The organism is Pseudomonas fragariae (ex Marin et al. 2024) (genome assembly GCF_059621105.1).
In genome coordinates this window covers 5,868,767-5,889,526 of sequence record NZ_CM184369.1, presented here as the reverse complement: position 1 = coordinate 5,889,526, position 20,760 = coordinate 5,868,767, and the positions used below count along the sequence as shown (strand labels likewise).

The 20,760-nt window shown below is 56.8% G+C and carries 20 protein-coding genes and 2 pseudogenes; 13 read left to right on the top strand and 9 right to left on the bottom strand.

The annotated features are described in order from the left end of the window. Positions 1–99: 99 nt before the first annotated feature. The 4 genes from AC54XV_RS25560 to gpmI all read right to left on the bottom strand — a co-directional run bounded on the left by AC54XV_RS25560 (position 100) and on the right by gpmI (position 5,267). The gene (locus AC54XV_RS25560) at positions 100–882 is read right to left on the bottom strand and encodes a divergent polysaccharide deacetylase family protein (RefSeq protein ID WP_004407320.1); all 783 of its coding nucleotides are present in this window, start codon (positions 880–882) and stop codon (positions 100–102) included. A gap of 3 nt (positions 883–885) precedes the next feature. Further along, on the bottom strand, positions 886–2,223 hold the full coding sequence (locus tag AC54XV_RS25555; protein ID WP_010433148.1) for a S41 family peptidase: 1,338 nt from the start codon (positions 2,221–2,223) through the stop codon (positions 886–888). Positions 2,224–2,256: 33 nt separating this feature from the next. After that, on the bottom strand, positions 2,257–3,582 hold the full coding sequence (locus tag AC54XV_RS25550) for a murein hydrolase activator EnvC family protein (protein ID WP_011269286.1): 1,326 nt from the start codon (positions 3,580–3,582) through the stop codon (positions 2,257–2,259). Positions 3,583–3,734: 152 nt separating this feature from the next. Next, on the bottom strand, positions 3,735–5,267 hold the full coding sequence (gpmI, locus tag AC54XV_RS25545; RefSeq protein WP_024642260.1) for a 2,3-bisphosphoglycerate-independent phosphoglycerate mutase: 1,533 nt from the start codon (positions 5,265–5,267) through the stop codon (positions 3,735–3,737). Positions 5,268–5,423: 156 nt separating this feature from the next. Here gpmI and AC54XV_RS25540 point away from each other — a divergent pair, with 156 nt between their 5' ends. Genes AC54XV_RS25540 through secB form a run of 3 tightly spaced genes read left to right on the top strand, consistent with a single transcriptional unit; the run spans position 5,424 to position 6,620 of the window. Beyond that, positions 5,424–5,837: a rhodanese-like domain-containing protein gene (locus AC54XV_RS25540; RefSeq protein ID WP_024642259.1), complete on the top strand. Its 414-nt coding sequence runs from the start codon at positions 5,424–5,426 to the stop codon at positions 5,835–5,837. Positions 5,838–5,839: 2 nt separating this feature from the next. Continuing rightward, positions 5,840–6,091 (top strand): glutaredoxin 3, encoded by a 252-nt coding sequence (grxC, locus tag AC54XV_RS25535; RefSeq protein ID WP_011269283.1) that lies wholly within the window; start codon positions 5,840–5,842, stop codon positions 6,089–6,091. A 40-nt stretch (positions 6,092–6,131) separates the two neighbouring features. Beyond that, on the top strand, positions 6,132–6,620 hold the full coding sequence (gene secB / locus AC54XV_RS25530) for a protein-export chaperone SecB (protein WP_003372189.1): 489 nt from the start codon (positions 6,132–6,134) through the stop codon (positions 6,618–6,620). A gap of 61 nt (positions 6,621–6,681) precedes the next feature. Here secB and AC54XV_RS25525 read toward each other — a convergent pair whose 3' ends face one another. Continuing rightward, positions 6,682–7,137, bottom strand: a complete 456-nt coding sequence (locus AC54XV_RS25525; protein WP_004407330.1) for a tRNA (cytidine(34)-2'-O)-methyltransferase — start codon at positions 7,135–7,137, stop codon at positions 6,682–6,684. Between AC54XV_RS25525 and AC54XV_RS25520 the strand changes: the two genes are divergently transcribed. The 8 genes from AC54XV_RS25520 to AC54XV_RS25485 all read left to right on the top strand — a co-directional run bounded on the left by AC54XV_RS25520 (position 7,136) and on the right by AC54XV_RS25485 (position 15,224). Next, positions 7,136–7,576 carry a hypothetical protein gene (locus tag AC54XV_RS25520; RefSeq protein WP_004407332.1) on the top strand — a complete coding sequence of 147 codons (441 nt, stop codon included), beginning with the start codon at positions 7,136–7,138 and terminating at the stop codon, positions 7,574–7,576. The two genes, AC54XV_RS25525 and AC54XV_RS25520, sit on opposite strands and share 2 nt — an antisense overlap. Before the next feature lie 1,022 nt (positions 7,577–8,598). Further along, entirely contained in the window at positions 8,599–9,951 is a 1,353-nt protein-coding gene (locus AC54XV_RS25515; RefSeq protein ID WP_024640520.1) for an OprD family porin, read from the top strand. Positions 9,952–10,119: 168 nt separating this feature from the next. Further along, entirely contained in the window at positions 10,120–10,758 is a 639-nt protein-coding gene (locus tag AC54XV_RS25510; RefSeq protein WP_003318285.1) for a peroxiredoxin, read from the top strand. Positions 10,759–11,140: 382 nt separating this feature from the next. After that, the gene (locus tag AC54XV_RS25505) at positions 11,141–12,106 is read left to right on the top strand and encodes a sulfonate ABC transporter substrate-binding protein (protein ID WP_024642824.1); all 966 of its coding nucleotides are present in this window, start codon (positions 11,141–11,143) and stop codon (positions 12,104–12,106) included. Positions 12,107–12,134: 28 nt separating this feature from the next. Then, positions 12,135–12,932 (top strand): aliphatic sulfonate ABC transporter permease SsuC, encoded by a 798-nt coding sequence (ssuC, locus tag AC54XV_RS25500; protein ID WP_004407339.1) that lies wholly within the window; start codon positions 12,135–12,137, stop codon positions 12,930–12,932. Beyond that, positions 12,929–13,741, top strand: a complete 813-nt coding sequence (gene ssuB, locus AC54XV_RS25495; protein ID WP_003427335.1) for an aliphatic sulfonates ABC transporter ATP-binding protein — start codon at positions 12,929–12,931, stop codon at positions 13,739–13,741. The genes ssuC and ssuB overlap by 4 nt, the downstream gene beginning before the upstream one ends. Before the next feature lie 26 nt (positions 13,742–13,767). Further along, on the top strand, positions 13,768–13,983 hold the full coding sequence (locus AC54XV_RS25490) for a TOBE domain-containing protein (RefSeq protein WP_002555770.1): 216 nt from the start codon (positions 13,768–13,770) through the stop codon (positions 13,981–13,983). 134 nt (positions 13,984–14,117) lie between these two features. Further along, positions 14,118–15,224, top strand: a complete 1,107-nt coding sequence (locus AC54XV_RS25485; RefSeq protein ID WP_080393393.1) for an RHS repeat-associated core domain-containing protein — start codon at positions 14,118–14,120, stop codon at positions 15,222–15,224. A 29-nt stretch (positions 15,225–15,253) separates the two neighbouring features. Here AC54XV_RS25485 and AC54XV_RS25480 read toward each other — a convergent pair. Next, a pseudogene (locus AC54XV_RS25480) lies at positions 15,254–15,464 on the bottom strand (TetR/AcrR family transcriptional regulator); the annotation flags it as partial. Positions 15,465–15,567: 103 nt separating this feature from the next. Between AC54XV_RS25480 and AC54XV_RS25475 the strand changes: the two are divergent. Then, positions 15,568–16,713, top strand: a complete 1,146-nt coding sequence (locus AC54XV_RS25475; protein ID WP_080396113.1) for an RHS repeat-associated core domain-containing protein — start codon at positions 15,568–15,570, stop codon at positions 16,711–16,713. A 40-nt stretch (positions 16,714–16,753) separates the two neighbouring features. Here AC54XV_RS25475 and AC54XV_RS25470 read toward each other — a convergent pair. Continuing rightward, positions 16,754–16,964: pseudogene (locus AC54XV_RS25470) on the bottom strand (TetR/AcrR family transcriptional regulator); the annotation flags it as partial. A gap of 103 nt (positions 16,965–17,067) precedes the next feature. Between AC54XV_RS25470 and AC54XV_RS25465 the strand changes: the two are divergent. Further along, positions 17,068–18,174: an RHS repeat-associated core domain-containing protein gene (locus tag AC54XV_RS25465; protein ID WP_080396114.1), complete on the top strand. Its 1,107-nt coding sequence runs from the start codon at positions 17,068–17,070 to the stop codon at positions 18,172–18,174. A 10-nt stretch (positions 18,175–18,184) separates the two neighbouring features. Here the strand turns inward: AC54XV_RS25465 and AC54XV_RS25460 are convergent, their stop codons facing one another. Further along, a complete protein-coding gene (locus AC54XV_RS25460) occupies positions 18,185–18,814 on the bottom strand; it encodes a TetR/AcrR family transcriptional regulator (protein ID WP_057457920.1) in 630 nt (209 codons plus the stop codon). A gap of 402 nt (positions 18,815–19,216) precedes the next feature. Continuing rightward, entirely contained in the window at positions 19,217–20,593 is a 1,377-nt protein-coding gene (locus AC54XV_RS25455; RefSeq protein WP_003413528.1) for a glutamine synthetase family protein, read from the bottom strand. Positions 20,594–20,760: the final 167 nt, after the last annotated feature.

Genomic DNA, 20,760 nt, shown 5'->3' with positions numbered 1-20,760 from the left:
GGATGTCCATACTGCCCAAACCGAGTAAGCGCAGTGTGGGCCTGTCCTTGCTTGGAAGGTACTGACAGAACTGACAGGGCGGTGCAGTGGTTTGCTGCGTCAGCGATAAATCCCGTTCTTGCCATGCGCCGCACTCGCCTGATTGCCGCGTTCGCCGATCATGCTGCGCAGGTCGATCCATTCGACGCCTTGCGCTTTGAGGTTGGGCAGTTCGCGTTCCAGTACGTCCAGCGTGACAGGGTAGGGGTGGCCGATAACCACGGCCGAGCCATATTTGCGGGCGATTTTTATCGCGGTCTGCAATTGGCGGGTGATGGCTTCTGCAGTGCGTTCGTCGTCCAGGAATACGTCACGCGAGACGCTGGCCAGACCGATGCGCTGCGCTTCGGCGGCCGCCACGGTTTTCGCGCTGGTGCGGCTGTCGACAAAAAACAGGTGACGACGCTGTAGCTCGGCCATCAGCCAGGTCATGGCGACCGGCTCGGCGGTCATCCGGCTGCCCATGTGGTTGTTGATGCCGGCTGCGTACGGCACTTTCAGCAGGGCAGCATTGAGACGGCTTTCCAGCTCAGGCAGTGGCAGCTCGGGGTGCCAGGCGTAAGGACCGGTCGCGGGGTCCATGGGCATGTGCAGCATGACCGTTTTGCCTGCGCGATGAGCCTGGCGGGCAAACTCGGTGGCATGCGGGGTGTCGGGCATGATTGCCAGGGTGACCGGGCCGGGAAGCGCCAGTGTGCGGCTGTCGCGCTGCGGATTCTGGCCCAGGTCATCGATGATCAGGCTCAGGTAGGCCTTGGACGGTTTGCCGCTGTTCTCGGCTGGCGCTGCATGGGCAGCGCCAGTGATCGAGAGGGTCAGCAATAACAAAGTTAGAAAGCGCATCCGTCAGTTGCCGCGGGTGATACTCAGCCCCTTGAGCAGGCTGAGCGCCTGGCTGAGCTGGAAGTCGTCATCCTGCGGACGCGCCTTTGCGGCTGCGCCACTCTTGACGGTCGGTTTGTCTGCGCCGCCGTTGCCATTGCCCAGGTGACCCAGCAGGTCGGCTTCCTTGTAGTTCTCGCCGTCCGCTTCGTTGGTGACCTTGGCCCGACGTACCACGATGTCCGGGTTGATGCCCTGGGCCTGGATCGAGCGGCCGTTCGGCGTGTAGTACAACGCGGTGGTGATCTTCAGGGCGCGATCGTTGTTCAGCGGCAGGACGGTCTGCACCGAGCCTTTGCCGAAGGTGTCAGTGCCCATCAGGATGCCGCGTTTCTGGTCTTGCAGGGCACCGGCAACGATTTCCGATGCCGAGGCGCTGCCGCCGTTGATCAGCACCACCAGTGGCACGCCTTCGCTGGCGTCTGCCGGGTCTGCCGAGAAGCGCAGTTCGGAGTTGGCGATGCGGCCTTTGGTGTAGACGATCAGACCCTTGGTGAGGAAGTGATCCGCCACCTGCACGGCCGATTGCAGCACGCCGCCCGGGTTGTTGCGCAGGTCGAGAATCAGGCCGCTCATCTTCTTGCCGTTGTCCTTGCGGAATTTGGCCAGCGCCTTGCCGACTTCGTCACCGGTCTTGACCTGGAACTGGGTGATGCGGATATAGCCGTAGCCATTTTCCAGCATCTGCGCCTTGACGCTCTTGACCTGAATGGTTGCCCGCGCCAGGGTCACGTCAAACGGCGTGCCGCCATCGCGGACCAGCGTCAGGGTGATCTTTTCGCCGATCTTGCCGCGCATCTTGTCGACCGCTTCCTGCATGTTCTGGCCCTGGGTCGGCGTACCGTTGATCTTCACGATCAGGTCGCCTGCCTCGATGCCAGCCTTGGAAGCCGGTGTGTCGTCGATGGGCGAAACCACCTTGACGAAACCGTCCTCGACGCCGACTTCGATGCCCAGCCCACCGAACTCGCCGCTGGTGCTTTCCTGCAGCTCCTGGAAATCTTCCGGGCCGAGGTAGGCAGAGTGCGGATCAAGGTTGCTGAGCATGCCTTTGATGGCGTTCTCCAGCAGGGTCTTGTCGTCGACCGGCTCCACGTAGGCCGCCTTGACCCGGTCCATGACCTCGGCAAAGGTGCGCAACTCGTCGAGCGGCAGCGGCGGCTTTGCGGCGGCGTTGGTTTTGGCGGGCGAGACTGCTGCAGGCGTGGCTGGCGCGGTCTTTTCGGCAGCTTGCGCCAGAGGCGCGCCGATAACGATGGCAATTGCCAGGGCCAGCGAGGTGAGGCGGGACAAATGCAGCATGTCTAACGAACTCCTACAGATATTGACGCCGACTTATCCTTGAGTGCGGCACCATTGGGCCGGATCGCTGGGGCGACCCTGCTGACGAATAGCAAAGTACAACGCTGCCGTGTCCTGACCGCCACTATTGCCGACCGTGGAAATCGCTTCACCGGCTTTTACAATGTCACCTGCCGACTTGAGCAGGCTCTGGTTGTGCCCGTAAAGGGTCAGATAACCGTTGCCATGGTCGAGAATGACCAGAAGCCCGGCACCGCGCAACCAGTCGGCGAACACCACTCGTCCGCCATGCACGGCACGTACCTGGCTTCCGGCTGCGGCGCTGATCATGACGCCGTCCCATTTGGTCCGTTCGTCATCACCGCGGGCTTCACCGAAACGCGCAAGCAGTCGACCATCGATGGGCCATGGAAGTTTTCCCTTGGCCTCTGCAAACGGTCCGCCGTAGGAAACACCGGCACTGGAAACGACTGCGCCGGGGGCTTTGACCGGGCGACGCGGTGCCGGTTCATCATCGCTTTTTCTACTGCTGTTGTTGCTGTTGTTGCGGGCGACGGCCTCAGCTTCGCGCTGACGCTTCTCTTCCGCCTCGCGGGCTGCGACCAGCGCCTTCTGGCGAGCTTCTTCGGCTTCACGTGCCTGGCGGGCCAGGGTTTCTTCGATGGTCTTGAGGACTTTGGCCAGGTCGGCCTGATCCTGCTGCCGCGCCTGCATTTTCTGATCGCGGGCCTTGTAGTCCTGATTCAGCTTGGCCAGTGCCTGCTGACGTTCCTGACGAACCTTGGCCAGTTCTTCGCTCTGGCTGTCCAGGTTGCTTTTCTGCACCAGCAGCTGGGCCTGTTGCAGGTCGATGTCTTTTTCGACATTGGCCAGCTGGCGCAGGGTTTCGTTGAAATTGCGTAGCTGCTCCAGGCGCGCCTGGCTCAGGTAATCGTAATAGGTGAGGGTTCGCGCGAACTTCTCGGGATGTTGCTGGTTGAGCAGCAGCTTGAGGTATTCCTGACGGCCACTCTGGTAGGCGGCGCGGGCCTGGATGGCGATCAGGCGTTGCTGTTCAACGCGGGCGCTGTTGAGTTTCTTTTTTTCACTGTCGAGCTTTTGCAGCTCGGTTTCCGTCTTTTTTAGTTCCTTTTGCAGGACCTCGACCTGCTTTTCCAACTTGCCCATTTCGGTTTCAGTGGTGCGCAGGTCCTTCTGGACGCCTGCACGTTCTTCCTGAAGCTTGCCCAGGACTTTTTGCAGCTCCGCCACATCCTGACGCGCAGCATCTATCTGTTTTTGGGTTTGCACACGCTCGTCTTCGGCAAACGCCGGATTGAGCAGGCAGATCAGAGCAAGGGCAATCAAGGCGCGAAGCATGTGGGTGGGCGATACCGAGGAATTGTGAGAAAAAATGTCAGGCCTAGTATGCCCGCCATGCGCTGCAAAAAAAACGCCTCGCAGCCACTGCTTTGAGGCCTGAAACATAAAAAACCGGCCTTGCCTGATGGCTAAAGGCCGGTTTTTCCGGATTACTCGGCCACGAGGATCGAGTGACCAGTCATCTCTTGCGGTTTCTCCATGCCCAGCAGGTGCAGCATGGTCGGCGCGACATCGGCCAGAACGCCGCCTTGGCGAACTTTCAGCTGACGTTTGCCGACATAAACGAACGGCACCGGCTCGGAGGTATGCGCAGTGTGCGCCTGTCCGGTGGAGTCGTCGGTCATCTGCTCGACGTTGCCGTGGTCCGCGGTAATCAGCGCCTCACCACCGACTTTCTCCAGCGCCTCGGCGATGCGCCCGACACACACGTCCAGGCATTCCACAGCCTTGATCGCGGCTTCCATGATCCCGCTGTGGCCAACCATGTCGCCGTTGGCGTAGTTGACGACGATCACGTCATAACGCTGATGTTCGATGGCATCGACAATCTTGTCGGTCACTTCCGGTGCGCTCATCTCCGGCTGCAGGTCGTAAGTGGCGACTTTCGGCGACGGGATCAAAATGCGCTCTTCACCCGGGAACGGTTCTTCTCGGCCGCCGGAGAAGAAGAAGGTGACGTGGGCGTATTTTTCGGTTTCAGCGATGCGCAGCTGGGTCTTGCCGTTGTCCGCCAGGTACTCGCCCAGCACGTTTTTCAGGCTGCCCGCAGCAAAAGCGGACGGTGCAGGAATGCTCGCCGCGTACTGGGTCAGCATCACGTAGTTGACCTTCGGCTGACGGGCGCGCTCGAAGTCCTTGAAATCGTCTTCGACGAACACACGAGTCAGTTCACGGGCGCGGTCGGCGCGGAAGTTCATGAACACCACCGCGTCGCCATCTTCAACGCGGGCGGCTTCGCCGATGCGGGTGGCCTTGACGAACTCGTCGTTCTCGTCGCGTGCGTAGGCGGCTTCGAGCCCGGCAACGGCGCTGTCGGCGTGGAAATCGGCAGCACTGTCGACGATCAGGTTATAGGCAGAGGAAACCCGGTCCCAGCGGTTGTCACGGTCCATGGCGAAGTAGCGGCCGACGATCGTGGCGGTGCGGCCCTTGCCCAGGCGGGCGAAGGTTGCGTCCATCAGCTCGAGGGATTTCTTCGCGCTGCGCGGTGGTGTGTCGCGGCCATCAAGGAAGGCGTGCAGGTAGATTTTTTCTGCACCGCGTTTGACCGCCAGTTCTGCCATCGCAACCAGATGGTCCTGGTGGCTGTGTACGCCGCCATCGGACAGCAGGCCCATGATGTGCACGGCCTTGCCGGCGCTGACAGCTTTATCCACAGCGGCGCAGATGGTCGGGTTTTCGAAGAACTCGCCATCGCGAATCGCTTTGGTCACCCGAGTGAAGTCCTGATACACCACGCGGCCGGCACCCAGGTTCATGTGCCCGACCTCGGAATTGCCCATCTGCCCGTCCGGCAGACCGACGTCCATGCCCGACCCGGAAATCAGGCCATTGGGCATGGTTTGGTAGAGACGATCCATGACCGGCATCTTCGCGGCCAGAATGGCATTGCCCTTGTGGCTTTCGCTGTGTCCGAAGCCATCCAGGATGATAAGAACCAGAGGTTTTGGCGTGGCAGTCATAGAACCCACTCGATGCTGATTGGATAAAGAGATGAACAAAGTACAAGGGAACGGCATTTTAAGGACAAGTTCAAACGGCGTCACTGTCGTACGGACTTTGGCCGACCTTGGCTGCTGTGTATACTGGCCGACATTTTAACGCCCTGGAACCTACTGATGGTTGCTCACCTGCTTGAATTCGCCACTAACCACTATTTGATCACCGGTGCCTTCGTCATTCTGCTGGGACTGCTGATTGCTTACGAAATGAGCAAGGGCGGCGCCAGCCTGAGCACTCGCGAGCTGACCGCGCTGGTCAACAGCGATCAGGGCGTGGTCATCGACGTGCGCTCGAAAAAGGATTACGCCGCAGGGCACATCGTCGGCTCCCTGAATTTCCCGCAGGACAAGGTACTGACCCGTACCGCCGAACTGGAGAAATACAAGGACAAGACGTTGATCATAGTCGATGCAATGGGGCAGCATGCTGGCACCACCGCCCGCGAGCTGCTCAAGTCCGGCTTCAAGGCGGCCAAGCTGTCCGGCGGCATTTCCAGCTGGCGCGGCGATAACCTTCCTCTGGTGAAGTGAACATGGCTCAAGTCATCGTCTATTCCAGCGACTACTGCCCGTATTGCATACGTGCCAAACAGCTTCTGCAGAGCAAGAGCGTGGCCTTCGAGGAAATCCGGGTCGACGGCAAGCCGCAGCTGCGTGCCGAAATGACCCAGAAGGCCGGTCGTACTTCCGTACCGCAAATCTGGATCGGTTCGACCCACGTGGGCGGCTGCGATGACCTGTTCGCTCTGGAGCGTGCCGGCAAGCTCGATGCGCTGCTGGCCTGATACCCCTTAATCTTTCAGCCTAATCTGACAAGGATCCGAGATGACCGATCAACCGAACAACGACGCCGTTGCCAACGAAGAAAACGGCCCACAATTCTCCCTGCAGCGTATCTACGTTCGCGACCTGTCGTTCGAAGCGCCAAAAAGCCCGGCAATCTTCCGCCAGGAGTGGACGCCGACCGTCAGCCTGGACCTCAACACCCGTCAGAAGCAGCTGGAAGGCGATTTCTACGAAGTCGTGCTGACCCTGTCCGTGACCGTCAACAATGGCGACGAAGTTGCCTTCATCGTTGAAGTGCAACAGGCCGGTATCTTCCTGATCAAGGGCCTGGACGACGGCGCAATGAGCCACACCCTCGGCGCATTCTGCCCGAACATCCTGTTCCCTTACGCTCGCGAAGCCATCGACAACCTGGTCGTACGTGGCTCGTTCCCTGCGCTGATGCTGGCTCCGGTGAACTTCGACGCCCTGTACGCGCAAGAACTGCAGCGCATGCAGGAAGCTGGCGAAACGCCGACTGTTCAGTAAGCGTTACCGCTGCAAACAAAAAGCGCCTTTCGGGGCGCTTTTTTGTGCATGGTCGCTCGGTCTAGGCAAACCCGTGCTGACGCCATGCTTCATAGACAGCCACGGCCACCGTGTTGGACAGATTAAGGCTGCGGCAGCCTTCGCGCATGGGCAGTCGCAAGCGATGCTCGCTGCTCAGCGAGTCAAGAATATCGGCGGGCAGGCCACGGCTCTCCGGACCGAACAGAAAGGCATCGCCTGGCTCGAAGCTCGCATCATGAAAAGGCCGAGAGCCTTTGGTGGTGAAGGCGAACACCCTCGGGTTGCCGATCTTCTCCAGACAGCTTGCCAGGTCAGCATGTGTCTGCAGCGTGGCATACTCGTGATAGTCGAGCCCGGCACGACGCAGGCGCTTGTCGTCCAGCTCGAAACCCAAGGGTTCGATCAAATGCAGGGTGCAGCCACTGTTGGCGCATAGCCTGATGACATTGCCGGTATTCGGCGGAATTTCTGGTTGAAAAAGGATGACGTGAAACATGCACGGCTCCGAACGAAAGGACGGGATGCATTCTACCCTTGAAGAGGACCCGAGACCGAAGCTATGGCCGCGTGTTCTTGGCTCCATGGCGATTGTCGGGTTTACCGTGGGCACGATTATCGGCCGCCTGCAGCAGCCTGACCCGGTCGAACTGGAGCAGATCGAAGAATTGCCTGCCGGTCTGGCGCTCTGGTTCAACGAAGAACCGAAGTATCGCGGCGCGACAGTCGATGGTGCAGTGGTACTCAACGTCGATGCGTCAGGACAGCCGTGGACGGGCCAACTGAGGTTCGACAACAGGATTGCGCGCTGGAAGGTAGAACGTGGAGAGAAGGGGTTGGTGCTGACGCTCCTGGCAGCCCGTCCACTTCATGGCGACTGGCGCACTGAGAAGGTGGACGGGCGCTGGAGACTGGAGGTCAGTCTCCGGGAGGAATAAAAGAGGGGAATCCCCGGCCTGCCTGTACCAAGGTCCCCAAAACTGGCGATGTAATACCTATTGCAGGGGGCGTGCCAGTTTTCAAATCGTTTCAGAAAAAACGTGTTCGCGTGAGAAGCGGATCCTCCCTGCGTGAGGCCATGCTTTATTCCTGCAACACATAACTCTTTGAATTATAAATATTTATACATGTTGCTCGTGTGCCGGAAGTGATTTGGCTATAGAGTGGAGTCGTAGTGCCGCGTCGTTCCTCCTTGATAACGCAGTACACGTTCCAGCCTTCCGGTTTTCCAGAAGCGCACTCAATTTGCGCACCACTAGCGTGCAGAAACCCATACTGATGCACTCGTCCATCCGAACTCGATGATGGATCTTCGCCCCTCACGTGCACAAATGAGCCGTTTGCGCATTGGCCAATCGGCTGGCTGCCATGGCGCCCGACACCAGAATTGCCTTTTTGTTCACATGGACTACAGTGAGGGACGGCTCTGAAGGCCGAAAAATGCTTGAAAATGGCCCAAAAAAGCAAAGTGAAAAAAATTTTTTGTGCTTGAACATGGTGCGCCGTCAAAGTGATGACAACTGTCACATTAACTGACTAATCTCCCCGAAGTTCCCGTAATACAAGGCTTTCGCCAGTTTTGCATCAGCACTCTGCTGGCGGGGATCGAGGCCGGTGAAGGTGCATTTTTCCGGTCGGGGGCACGAAAACGATAGATCTGACGAACGGTACCAAAATAAGTTTTGGGAAATGGGTAGTCAGGTCGATACACTCCGTGACGTCTTTGCTGACACGAGTTGTGACATATGACTGGATGTTCTCAAGATTCCAGCAACGGTTTCTTCAGCGCATAAAAACATTGCACCGACGTGTTGGCATCGACCAAAGCGGTCTAGTCAAAAGTCAGGGCGAACAGAATCCATTGATCTCGGATCGGGACTGTCGCCTATCGCTAATCCGTGGGTCAGGGCCAAGCCCGGCACCATGGATATAAAAAATTAGATTCACGAGGAGCGTAGTAATGAAGAAGTCCACCCTGGCTTTGGCCGTCACCGTTGGTGTATTGGCTCAGCAGGCCAGCGCAGCTGGTTTCCTGGAAGACAGTAAAGCGTCCGTCAGTTCTCGTACCCTGTATTTTGACAACGATTTCCGCGAAGGCACTACCCACAACAACCGTGAGACGGCCACTGGCCTGAAATTCGACTACCTGTCGGGCTTCACTCAGGGCACCGTTGGTTTTGGTCTGGACCTGCAAGGTCTGGTCGGTGTTCACCTTGACGGCGGCCGTGGCGCCCACTCCGGTGCATTGAATGGCGGCATTCTGCCTACCGACAGCGATGGTTCTGCTGTCGACGAGTGGAGCCGTCTGGGCGCCAACGGCAAGGTACGCTTCTCGAAAACCGAGCTGAAAGTCGGTAACGCACTGGCACCTAACCTGCCAATTCTGGTCAGCAACGACGGTCGTCTTCTGCCTCAGGCGTTCCAGGGCGGCATCCTGACGTCCAAAGAGCTGGACAACGTGACCTTCACTGCTGGTCAATTGAGCAAGTCCATCGGTCGTGCTTCGAGTAACTGGACTGATCTTTCAGTTAACGGCGCTTCTCAGTCCAGCGACGAATTCCGTTTTGCTGGTGCTGACTGGAAAGTCACCAAAGACCTGACCCTGCAGTACTACTACGCCAATCTGGAAGACTTCTACAAGCAGCACTTCCTGGGTTTGGTTCATGTTTACCAGATCGACAGCAATCAATCGTTCAAGACTGATCTGCGTTACTTTGACAGCAGCTCCGACGGTAAGAACAGCAGCGGCGCTGCTGGTTATGGCTTCAACAACAACAGTGGTTACGCCAAGACGCCTGGTGAAGTTGACAACCAGACATGGTCTGCCATGTTCACCTACTCTCTGGGCGGTCACGCACTCATGGTCGGTCACCAACAAGTTGGTGATGACGGCGGTTTCGTGAACTTGAACCAAGGCGCTGTCGTAAACGGTCACAACCGCGCAGAAGGCAATGGCGGCGCTAGCTTCTATCTGTTCACTGACTCGATGATCAACAGTTTCAACCGTGCCGGTGAGAACACCACGTTCGGTCAATACTCGTATGACTTCGCCAAAGTCGGCGTTCCAGGCTTGAAAGCAGCTATCGCTTACCTGCACGCAGACGACATCCGTGACCGCACTACCGGTAAAGAAGAATACTCGGAGTGGGAAACCGACATGCGCGTTGACTACGTGATCCAGAGCGGTCCGATGAAGGGCTTCGGCACTACATTGCGTCATGGTACCTACCGTGGCGATAACGACCTGAACGCTTCCACTACCAACATCGACCAGACCCGTCTGATCTTCAACTACACCTACAACTTCATGTAGTGTATTGAGGCTTAAAGGAACCCCGCCCTATGCGGGGTTTCTTTTGCCTGTTTTTTGATATTCCTGGCAGGTCTATCGGGTGCATTATTTATTCTTTTTAACTTCTCTCGACAGGGCGCACAGTGGTGCTATACCAAGGCCTTCCCGATACAGACAAGGAGCAACACCATGACACTGCGACTTGGCGACATAGCCCCTGATTTCGAACAGGAATCCAGTGAGGGGCGTATACGTTTTCATGAATGGCTCGGCGACAGCTGGGGTGTGTTGTTTTCTCATCCGGCTGACTTCACGCCGGTGTGCACCACAGAACTGGGCTTCACTGCCAAATTGAAAGACGAGTTCGCCAAGCGTGGCGTGAAAGCCATTGCGCTGTCGGTGGACCCGGTCGATTCGCACATCAAGTGGATCGATGACATCAACACCACGCAAAACACCCTGGTCAACTTCCCGATTCTGGCCGATGCCGACCGCAAGGTTTCCGACCTGTACGACCTGATTCACCCCAATGCCAACGACACACTGACTGTGCGCTCGCTGTTCGTGATCGATCCGAACAAGAAGGTGCGTCTGACCATTACCTATCCGGCCAGCACCGGGCGTAACTTCCACGAGATTCTGCGCGTTATCGACTCCCTGCAATTGACCGACAACTACAAGGTCGCCACGCCCGCCAACTGGGTGGACGGTGATGACGTAGTGATCGTGCCGTCGATCAAGGACGAAGCCGAGATCAAGCAGCGCTTTCCCAAGGGCTACAAGGCGGTCACCCCTTATCTGCGCCTGACACCACAGCCAAACCGCTGATTTTCGATCTACCAAGCGTGGGGTTATTCGGGCCGATTTATCGGCCCTTTTTTATTGCGCCCTCATAGCCGCCTGCTACGTCGCTTGATCAAGCGCGGACGCAGAGCGTCCAGAACAGCATACCCACGCGGAGCATGGGCACGATAGTTACAGGGCTATCGTTCCTCACGCTCCAGCGTGGGAATGCCTGTCGTGACGCTCCGCGTCACAGGTTGCCAACGTACAAGCACGAACACTTTTCCATATTCATTTATGGAATAACTAAATGAATAAATAAGATTTATAGATATAAAAAAGGGCTGTTAATGTCGTGCCTATTCACACCTTGCTCCTTCGTAACCGGTCGAGCAGGGGATCACCCCAAATAGGTAAAGGAGCGCATATGCGCACTGTCATTTTGCGTCGAGGCCTTGTTGCGCTGTTTGCTGCTGCGGTCGCTCTTGGTGCGGTCACTCAGGCCCAGGCGGAAGATCTGCGCATCGGTTACCAGAAGTACGGCACGCTGGTGCTGCTCAAGGCCAAGGGCTCGCTGGAGAAGCGTCTGGCCGAGCAGGGCGTGAAAGTCCAGTGGACCGAGTTCCCTGGTGGTCCTCAGCTGCTTGAAGGCCTGAACGTAGGCTCCATCGATTTCGGCGTCACCGGCGAAACGCCGCCGGTCTTCGCTCAGGCCGCGGGCGCGGACCTGCTGTATGTGGCCTACGAGCCGCCAGCACCGACCAGTGAAGCCATTCTGGTCCCCAAAGACTCGCCGATTACCTCGGTCAAGGACCTGAAGGGCAAGAAAGTCGTCCTCAATAAGGGCTCGAACGTCCATTACCTGCTGGTCAAGGCACTGGAAGATGCCGGCCTGAAATACACCGATATCCAGACCGTCTTCCTGCCTCCGGCCGATGCGCGTGCGGCTTTCGAGCGTGGCAGCGTGGACGCCTGGGTCATTTGGGACCCGTACCAGGCCGCTGCTGAAAAGCAATTGCAGGCGCGCACCTTGAAAGATGGCACCGGTATTGTCGACAACCATCAGTTCTATCTCGCCACCAAGCCGTACGCACAGAAAAACCCCAAGGTCATTCAGGCCTTGGTCGAGGAGGTCCGTGCGGTGGGGGAATGGTCCAAGGCCAACCCCGATGAAGTGACCCAACAGGTCGCACCGTTGCTGGGGCTGCCGGCCGACATCACCCTGACCTCGGTGAAGCGTCAGGGCTACGGCGCGCAGTTCCTTACCCAGCCGGTAGTGGCGGCACAGCAGAAAATCGCCGACACCTTCTACCAGCTCAAGCTGATTCCAAAGCCGCTCAGCATTGCTGACGTGGTCTGGACACCTCCTGCTGCTGTTGCTCAAGCACAGTGATCGTCAGGCCCTTCGAGGAGACAACTCCATGAGCCTCAGTGCTTCGCAACGCATCGTTCACCGACTGGCGCCCTGGGCACTTCCAGTCCTGTTGCTGGCAGTCTGGCAGCTGTCGGTCAGCGCCGGCTGGTTATCCACACGCATTCTGCCCGCGCCCAGCGCGGTCATCGAAGCCGGCATAAACCTGGTCGCCAGCGGCGAAATCTGGACCCATCTGGCAATCAGCGGCTGGCGCGCCGGGATCGGTTTCGCCATCGGCGGCGGCATCGGTCTGGCGCTGGGCTTCATTACCGGCCTGAGCAAATGGGGGGAGCGTCTGCTGGACAGCTCGGTGCAGATGATCCGCAACGTGCCGCACCTGGCGCTGATCCCGCTGGTCATCCTGTGGTTCGGCATCGACGAGACCGCCAAGATATTCCTCGTTGCGCTGGGCACCCTGTTCCCGATTTACCTGAACACCTACCACGGCATCCGCAACATCGATCCGGCGCTGGTAGAAATGTCCCGCAGCTATGGCCTGTCAGGTTTCAGCCTGTTTCGTCATGTGATCCTGCCGGGCGCCATGCCTTCTATTCTGGTCGGTGTGCGCTTTGCGCTGGGCTTCATGTGGCTGACGCTTATCGTCGCGGAGACCATTTCCGCCAGCTCCGGCATCGGCTACCTGGCGATGAATGCGCGGGAATTTCTGCAAACCGACGTCGTGGTGCTGGCCATCGTGTTGTACGCCGTACTCGGCAAGCTGGCCGATCTGGCGGCGCGAGGCCTGGAACGTGTCTGCCTGCGCTGGCACCCGGCCTATCAAACGAGCAAAGGCGGTGCCGCATGACCAGTCTGAAACAGCAACCTCCACATTTGCTGCGTGGCATCCCGCTGGCGGTACGCAAACTGAAAAAAGCGTTCGGCGCCCGCGAAGTGCTCAAGGACATCGACCTGCACATTCCGGCCGGTCAGTTCGTCGCCATCGTCGGCCGCAGCGGTTGTGGCAAAAGCACCCTGTTGCGCCTGCTCGCCGGTCTCGACAAACCGACGCAAGGCCAGCTGCTCGCCGGCTCTGCGCCACTGGACGATGCCCGCGAAGATACGCGCTTGATGTTCCAGGAAGCGCGCTTGCTGCCCTGGAAAAAGATCATCGACAACGTTGGCCTCGGCCTGAGCGGCGACTGGCGGGCGCAGGCCCTTGAAGCGCTTGAAGCCGTCGGCCTCGCTGAGCGCGCCAACGAGTGGCCTGCCGCATTGTCCGGTGGTCAGAAGCAACGCGTTGCCTTGGCCCGCGCGCTGATTCACAAGCCGCGCCTGCTGTTGCTCGACGAGCCGTTGGGTGCGCTGGACGCTCTGACCCGGATCGAAATGCAGCAACTGATCGAAAAACTGTGGGGCCAGTATGGTTTCACGGTGCTGCTGGTCACCCATGACGTCAGCGAGGCCGTGGCCATTGCCGACCGTGTGATTCTGATCGAAGAAGGGCAGATCGGCCTTGATCTGCTGGTCGACCTGCCACGCCCGCGTGTTCGTGGTTCGCATCGCCTCGCGGCGCTGGAGGCCGAAGTGCTCAACCGTGTATTGGCTCTGCCGGGTTCGCCACCTGACCCGGAACCGTTTTCGCCACTGCCCACGCAATTGCGCTGGGCAAATTAACCCTGATCCCCAAAGGAAGACATGCCATGACTATCAAAGCCATTAACGTTCGCAACCAGTTCAAAGGCACCATCAAGGAAATCGTCCACGGCGACGTACTGTCGGAAATCGACGTACAGACTGCATCGGGCGTCGTGACCTCGGTCATCACCACCCGCTCGGTCAAGGAGCTGGAGCTGGTCGTCGGCAGCGAAGTCATCGCCTTCGTGAAGTCGACTGAGGTTTCCATCGCCAAGTTGTAAACGATGGGCAAAAAACACCCCGGACGGTTGTAGCCCTCCGGGGTTTTTTGCTGTTTACCTAGCAGTTATGCGAGGTAGGCGGCGTATCAGTATTGCTGGATGCTGAAGGCTGATTCCCTCCGAAGCATCTGGCCATGACCTCTTCAAATCAAGCAGTGTTATGCCGCTACAGTTATGACCCGCTGGACCGTCTGGCGTCCAGCTCGCCGGCAGGGCAGGCGGATGTGCAGCGCTTCTATCAAAAGAACCGCCTGGCGACCGAAATAGAGGGTGCATCACGACGCACGGTCTTTCAGCATGAAGACCTGTTATTGGCTCAGCAGCGGCGTGTTGAGGGTGCGATCGAAACCACGTTGTTGGCGACGGATCAGCAGCGTTCTGTTTTGCAGCTTGTGGATAAAGCGGGTACTGAGTCTATGGCTTACAGCCCCTACGGTCACCATCCGGCTGAAAGTGGCTTGACCAGTTTGCTGGGGTTTAACGGCGAACGACGCGATCCGGTGACCGGGCATTATCTGTTGGGGAATGGGTATCGGGCTTATAACCCGGTGTTGATGCGGTTCAACAGCCCGGACAGTTTGAGTCCGTTTGATGAGGGCGGGTTGAATGCCTATGGGTATTGTGGAGGGGATCCGGTTGGGGTTGTGGACCCCTCCGGTCATATCACAATCGTTGCTATAAGAGCAATAAGCAAGGTTGGTTTCTTGTCTTTTAGAAAAGCCAGGATAAGATCCAGGCCTATTACGAGTAAAGTAAAACATTTAATTTCTCAGAATGTTCAAACAAGTATTGTAAGTCATACGGGTACAATCCCGGTTTCCTTGTCATCCAGTGCTGGTATTTCAACTAGACCGATGGGCCCCGCCCATGCGGCGCTGGCGCCTTATTCGGCTGTCGGCGTAGAATTAACAGTTGTCCCTAGAGCAGGAATAATTGAGAAGATGTCTGATCCGTCTTATCTCAGCCGAATGAGATCTTGGGTTGATAGAAAAGCCAGTCCGGTAGTTTCTCCAGAATTCAGAGCTGCAAGCAAAAGGCTTGAATTGCATAAGCGCAAGGTTGAAGGGGCCTCAATACTTTATGATTTTTACAAAGAAAAGACCAAGTCTGGGCGGCGAATCAAGATGTATTCTGCGTCAAAGACGAGGTATGAAAAAACTTTAAATGAGTACCGCGATGTGCTGAAAGGCTATAAAGAAGAATACAATATAGCTCATGCATCAGAGATTCGGGATATGTGACCGGACCCGCTTTAAGTAATTTCGCTATCTTAGGCGCAAGACATCCTCACCAAAAACATCGGCAAATACAATCCCAAACAAGTATCAAACACCCGCATCCCTTCCTCAGCCATGCGCGGTGTGACCTCGTCATGTAACTGCACTGACCGCGCATACACCCGATCCCCCCAGCCCATCGCCGCCTACATCATTCGGCAATGCAGGCAGCTTGAGGCGGCGATCAAAGACCTCAAGCCTGATGCTTTCAGGCTCGAAGCCGAGCGTTTACCTAGCATTTATGCGAGGTAGGCGGCGTATCGGTTTTGCCGGATGCTGACGGCTGGTTCTATTTGAAGAAGCTGCCATGACTTCCCCCGACCAGACAGTGCTGTGCACGTATCGCTACGACCCGCTGGACCGTCTGGCCTCCAGCTCGCCGGTTGGGCAGGCGGATGTGCAGCGCTTCTATCAAAAGAACCGCCTGGCGACCGAAATAGAGGGTGCATCACGACGCACGGTCTTTCAGCATGAAGACCTGTTATTGGCTCAGCAGCGGGATGTCGATGGTGTGGTGGACACGACGCTTCTTGCGACCGATCAGCAACGTTCTGTCCTGCGGGTTGTGGATAAGTCCGGGGTTGAGCCAGTGGCGTACAGCGCCTATGGTCATCACCCGGCGGAAAGCGGGTTGACCAGTTTGCTGGGGTTCAATGGCGAGCGGCGTGATCCGGTTACCGGGCATTACCTGCTGGGGAATGGGTATCGGGCTTATAACCCGGTGTTGATGCGGTTTAACAGCCCGGACAGTTTGAGTCCGTTTGATGAGGGCGGGTTGAATGCGTATGGGTATTGTGGAGGGGATCCGGTTGGATTTGTGGATGAGACGGGGCATGCAAAATTCAGAGTTATCACTCAGATAGCAGAGGGTGTTTTCTCGAGTGCTTCAAACCAAGGCCGAAAGAGTGTGATTGTGCAGGCACCGCCTATAATGAAAAAAGGCTCCTCTAAACTTTTCGCATCAGTGTCTTCAAGTGTTGAAGTGAATTACGCCAACTCGTATACGGCAAATCACACGGCAGGTACTATCCCAGGTGTAGGTCAGTCCTCTTCCAGCTCTACGCGTCGTTCAGCGGTTGATATGTCAATCGCTGGCCCGTCTTCAGCGACGACTGCTAACGCCTCAGTAAGTACTTTGACATTAGAAAATAGCGCTCTGCTTTCAGACAAAGAGGTTAAAAGATATACTTCTCTCTTAAGGATCGGGTTAGGGTCCGATGTACCTCATACTAAAGATTTGATCTCAAAACAGGAGTCTCGTTTTAAATGCCGGATTTCAGCCGGTAAACGTATGGTGAATCATTATCAATTAAAGTCAAGTGCTGTTGATGGTAAGTATATTGCTACGTATAAGAAAACTTTGCGTAAGTATTGGCAGCGTCTTAATAGAGAAGAAAGTGACTATATTAAGTTTAAAAATAAGCTCGAACGCGTGCGTGGAAATAATAGTTAATGTTTTGAGTTTCATGATTTTTGGAGTGAGGTCATAAGCGTTAAGGCAGTGTTCTCTTCCCCAAAAACATCGGCAAATACAATCCCAAACAAGTATCAAACACCCGCATCCCTTCCTCAGCCATGAGCGGTGTGATCTCGTCATGTAACTGCACTGACCGCGCATACACCCGATCCCCCAGCCCCATCGACGCCTACATCATTCTGCAATGCAGGCAGCTTGAGGCGGCGATCAAAAACCTCAAGCATGATGCTTTCAGGCTCGAAGCCGAGCGTTTACCTAGCATTTATGCGAGGTAGGCGGCGTATCGGTTTTGCCGGATGCTGACGGCTGGTTCTATTTGAAGCATCAGCCATGACCTCTCCCGACCAGACAGTGCTGTGCAAGTATCGCTACGACCCGCTGGACCGTCTGGCTTCCAGCTCGCCGGCAGGGCAGGCGGATGTGCAGCGCTTCTATCAAAAGAACCGCCTGGCGACCGAAATAGAGGGTGCATCACGACGCACGGTCTTTCAGCATGAAGACCTGTTATTGGCTCAGCAGCGGCAGGTTGATGGTGTGGTGGACACGACGCTGCTTGCGACCGATCAGCAGCGTTCTGTCCTGCGGCTTGTGGATAAGTCCGGGATTGAGCCTGTGGCTTACAGCCCCTACGGTCACCATCCGGCTGAAAGTGGCTTGACCAGTTTGCTGGGGTTTAACGGCGAACGACGCGATCCGGTGACCGGGCATTATCTGTTGGGGAATGGGTACCGGGCTTACAACCCGGTGTTGATGCGGTTCAACAACCCGGACAGTTTGAGTCCGTTTGATGAGGGCGGGCTGAATGCGTATGGGTATTGTGGAGGGGATCCGATTGGGGTTGTGGATCCTTCGGGGCATGCACTGTTAAAGATTCCTTCCGGTATACGGGCTATCGATAGTGTATCTTGGACGAAGTTTAAGCGTATTGCTAAGCCAGTGGTATCTACTATCGGGAAGCCGTCTTCATCAAGTGCTAATGCGTCAGTTACTTTGCACAATTCAGTACGTTCATTATCGGCGGATGTCTCTTCAGCTAAAACCGCGGCTTCACCCGGTGGAGTACTACCGCCGACCTCATCGTTTGCGTCTTCTTCCTTGACTGAACCTGTTTCGGGTAGGCAGTCTTCGCAATTTACAGATATGCAAAACGCACGGAGAAGACTAATTGTTGAGGTTTCAGCTGACTTGCCTGGCGGAAAGAGGAGCGCATCCATAAGATACAATAGCCTTAAGCAGCGCACAGAGGATGCTGCTTATCTGATGAATTACTATGCGGAAAATACTCATACCTCTAAGCGCAGTAAAATCACAGCGCATGATTCATTAGTGGATTACGCAAAAAAGTATGATGACGCACTCGCCCGGTTTAGTGAATACGATAAAAAATATACTGCGCAGTACGGTACTTTCATTCGGGATCCGGATAAGAATGAGTAATATCGCTAGCTCAGGCCCTCCTTCCCAAAAACACCGGCAAATACAACCCCAAATACGCATCAAACACCCGCATCCCTTCCTCAGCCATGCGCGGTGTGATCTCGTCATGCAACTGCACCGACCGCGCATACACCCGATCCCCCAGTTCCATCGCCAGTGCAAACACGTCCACGTCATCTGGCAGCGCAGGCAGTTGGAAGTGTCGATCAAACACCTCGAGCATCAAGTGCCCCAGTTCAATGTCGTGCTGTCGGTCGGCCTGGTTGATTTCGGTCAGGCCGTGCTGGGCGAGGATCAATTGGCGGGCGGCGGCGTCGGCGTTGTAGATGGCCAGCATGCGCAGCTCGACGATGCGTGACAGGTCGCGCCAGGTGGTGAGCTGGTCGTGATCGATGGGTGCCTGCAGCGAGGCGCGAAAGGCGGCGTGGATGTCGGCGGTCAGTGCTTCAAGCAGCGCGGGGACGCTGGCGAAGAAGTGGTACACCGACGAGGGCGGAATGCCGGCGCGCTCGGCAACGCTGTAAATCGACAGGCTGGCCACTCCTTGTTCGGCAAGCAGCGTGCGGGCGGCGTCGAGAATCGAATCGATTCTGGCCTGGCTGCGTGCTTGAGGTTTGCGAGGAGTGGCGGCGCGTGTCATGGGCGTGGCTCTTGGTTGGGCTGCAGGCATTGTAAGGGATTCTGACGGGATGAATCGCTGCCGTCGCCAAACGATTATCGCTCCCGCGCTCCGCGCTCGTCGGTATACACAAATCTAACTGTTTATCGTGCCAATGCTCCGCGTTGGCATGCAGTTCGTGACGCTCTGCGTCACAAATCTTCAGTCTGGCGAGATAGCGTGCGTAAATGAAACTCGGGCTTTAAGAGTGCCGCAACTCGTACAGCCTGAAGTAGGCGTCAACGCTCCACTGTGTGACGCGGAGCGTCACGAACTGCATTCCCACGCTGGAGCGTGAGGAACGATAGGTGTCCGGGGGCTGCACGCCAAACCAAAACGCCGCAAGGCTCAAGGCCTGCGGCGTTTTGTGTTACTCGGCCTCAATCAGACCGTATGCAGGTACCAGTTGTACTCGAGGTCGGAGATGGAGTGTTCGAACTCTTCCAGCTCGCTCTCTTTACAGGCGACAAAAATGTCGATGTATTTCGGGTCGATGTACTTGGCCATCACCGGGTTGTCGTCCAGCTCGCGCAGTGCATCGCGCAGGTTGTTCGGCAGGCTTTGTTCGTGTTGCTCGTAGGAGTTGCCTTCGACCGGAGCGCCAGGCTCGACCTTGTTGACCAGGCCGTGGTGCACGCCCGCCAGGACCGAAGCCATCACCAGATACGGGTTGGCATCGGCGCCGGCAACGCGGTGTTCGATACGTACCGCATCGGCGGTGCCGGTCGGTACGCGAACGGCGACCGTACGGTTATCCAGGCCCCAGGTCGGTGAGTTGGGCACATAGAACTGCGCACCGAACCGGCGATACGAGTTGACGTTCGGGCACAGGAAGGCCATTTGTGCCGGCAGGGTCTCGAGCACACCGCCGATTGCGTGACGCAATGCGGCGTTCTGCTCGGGATCCTCGCTGGTGAAGATGTTCTTGCCGTCGCGATCCAGAATCGAAATGTGAACGTGCAGACCATTACCCGCCTGACCCGGATAGGGCTTGGCCATGAAGGTCGTGTCCATCTCGTGATCGTAGGCGATGTTCTTGATCAGGCGCTTGAGCAATACCGCGTAATCGCACGCCTTGATCGCGTCGGCGACGTGATGCAGGTTGACTTCGAACTGGGCCGGGGCACTTTCCTTGACGATGGCGTCGGCAGGAATGCCTTGTTCCTTCGCACCTTCGAGGATGTCCTGAAGGCAGTCGACGTATTCGTCGAGGTCGTCGATCAGGTAGACCTGTGTCGAATGCGGTCGTTTGCCGGAGATCGGCGAGCGGGGCGGTTGTGGGCGACCGTTCACGTTCTCTTGATCGATCAGGTAGAACTCCAGCTCGAACGCGGCGCAGATGGTCAGGCCCATTTCGTCGAATTTGGCGACGACCTGGCGCAATACTTCACGCGGGTCGGCGAAAAACGGATCGCCTTCGAGTTCGTGCATGGTCATCAGCAATTGCGCGGTAGGGCGCTTTTGCCATGGCTCGTTGCACAGGGTATCGGGGATGGGATAACAGATTCGGTCAGCATCACCGATGTCCAGGCCCAGGCCGGTGCTTTCCACCGTGGAGCCATTGATATCCAGAGCAAATAAAGAGGCAGGCAGGTTGATGCCCTTCTCGTAAACCTTATGGAGGCTGGTGCGTTCGATGCGTTTGCCACGCACCACACCATTCATATCTGCAATCAGAAGGTCAACGTACAGAACCTCAGGATGTTCCTTAAGGAACGCGTTCGCTTCGTTAAGCTGAACGGCACGCGGGGGTACCGACATGATGCAACACCTTTGTTGTTAAAAATATCAATCATCAATGATTGCGGATCTCAGTCAATCCGAAAGCCATGATGAAGTCAATAGAGCCTTTTTTTGCCCTAAAACTGCGCCATATGGCCTTTTTTGCTGCTATTTAGGGCGTTTTATTCCGTTTTTTACCGATGTTA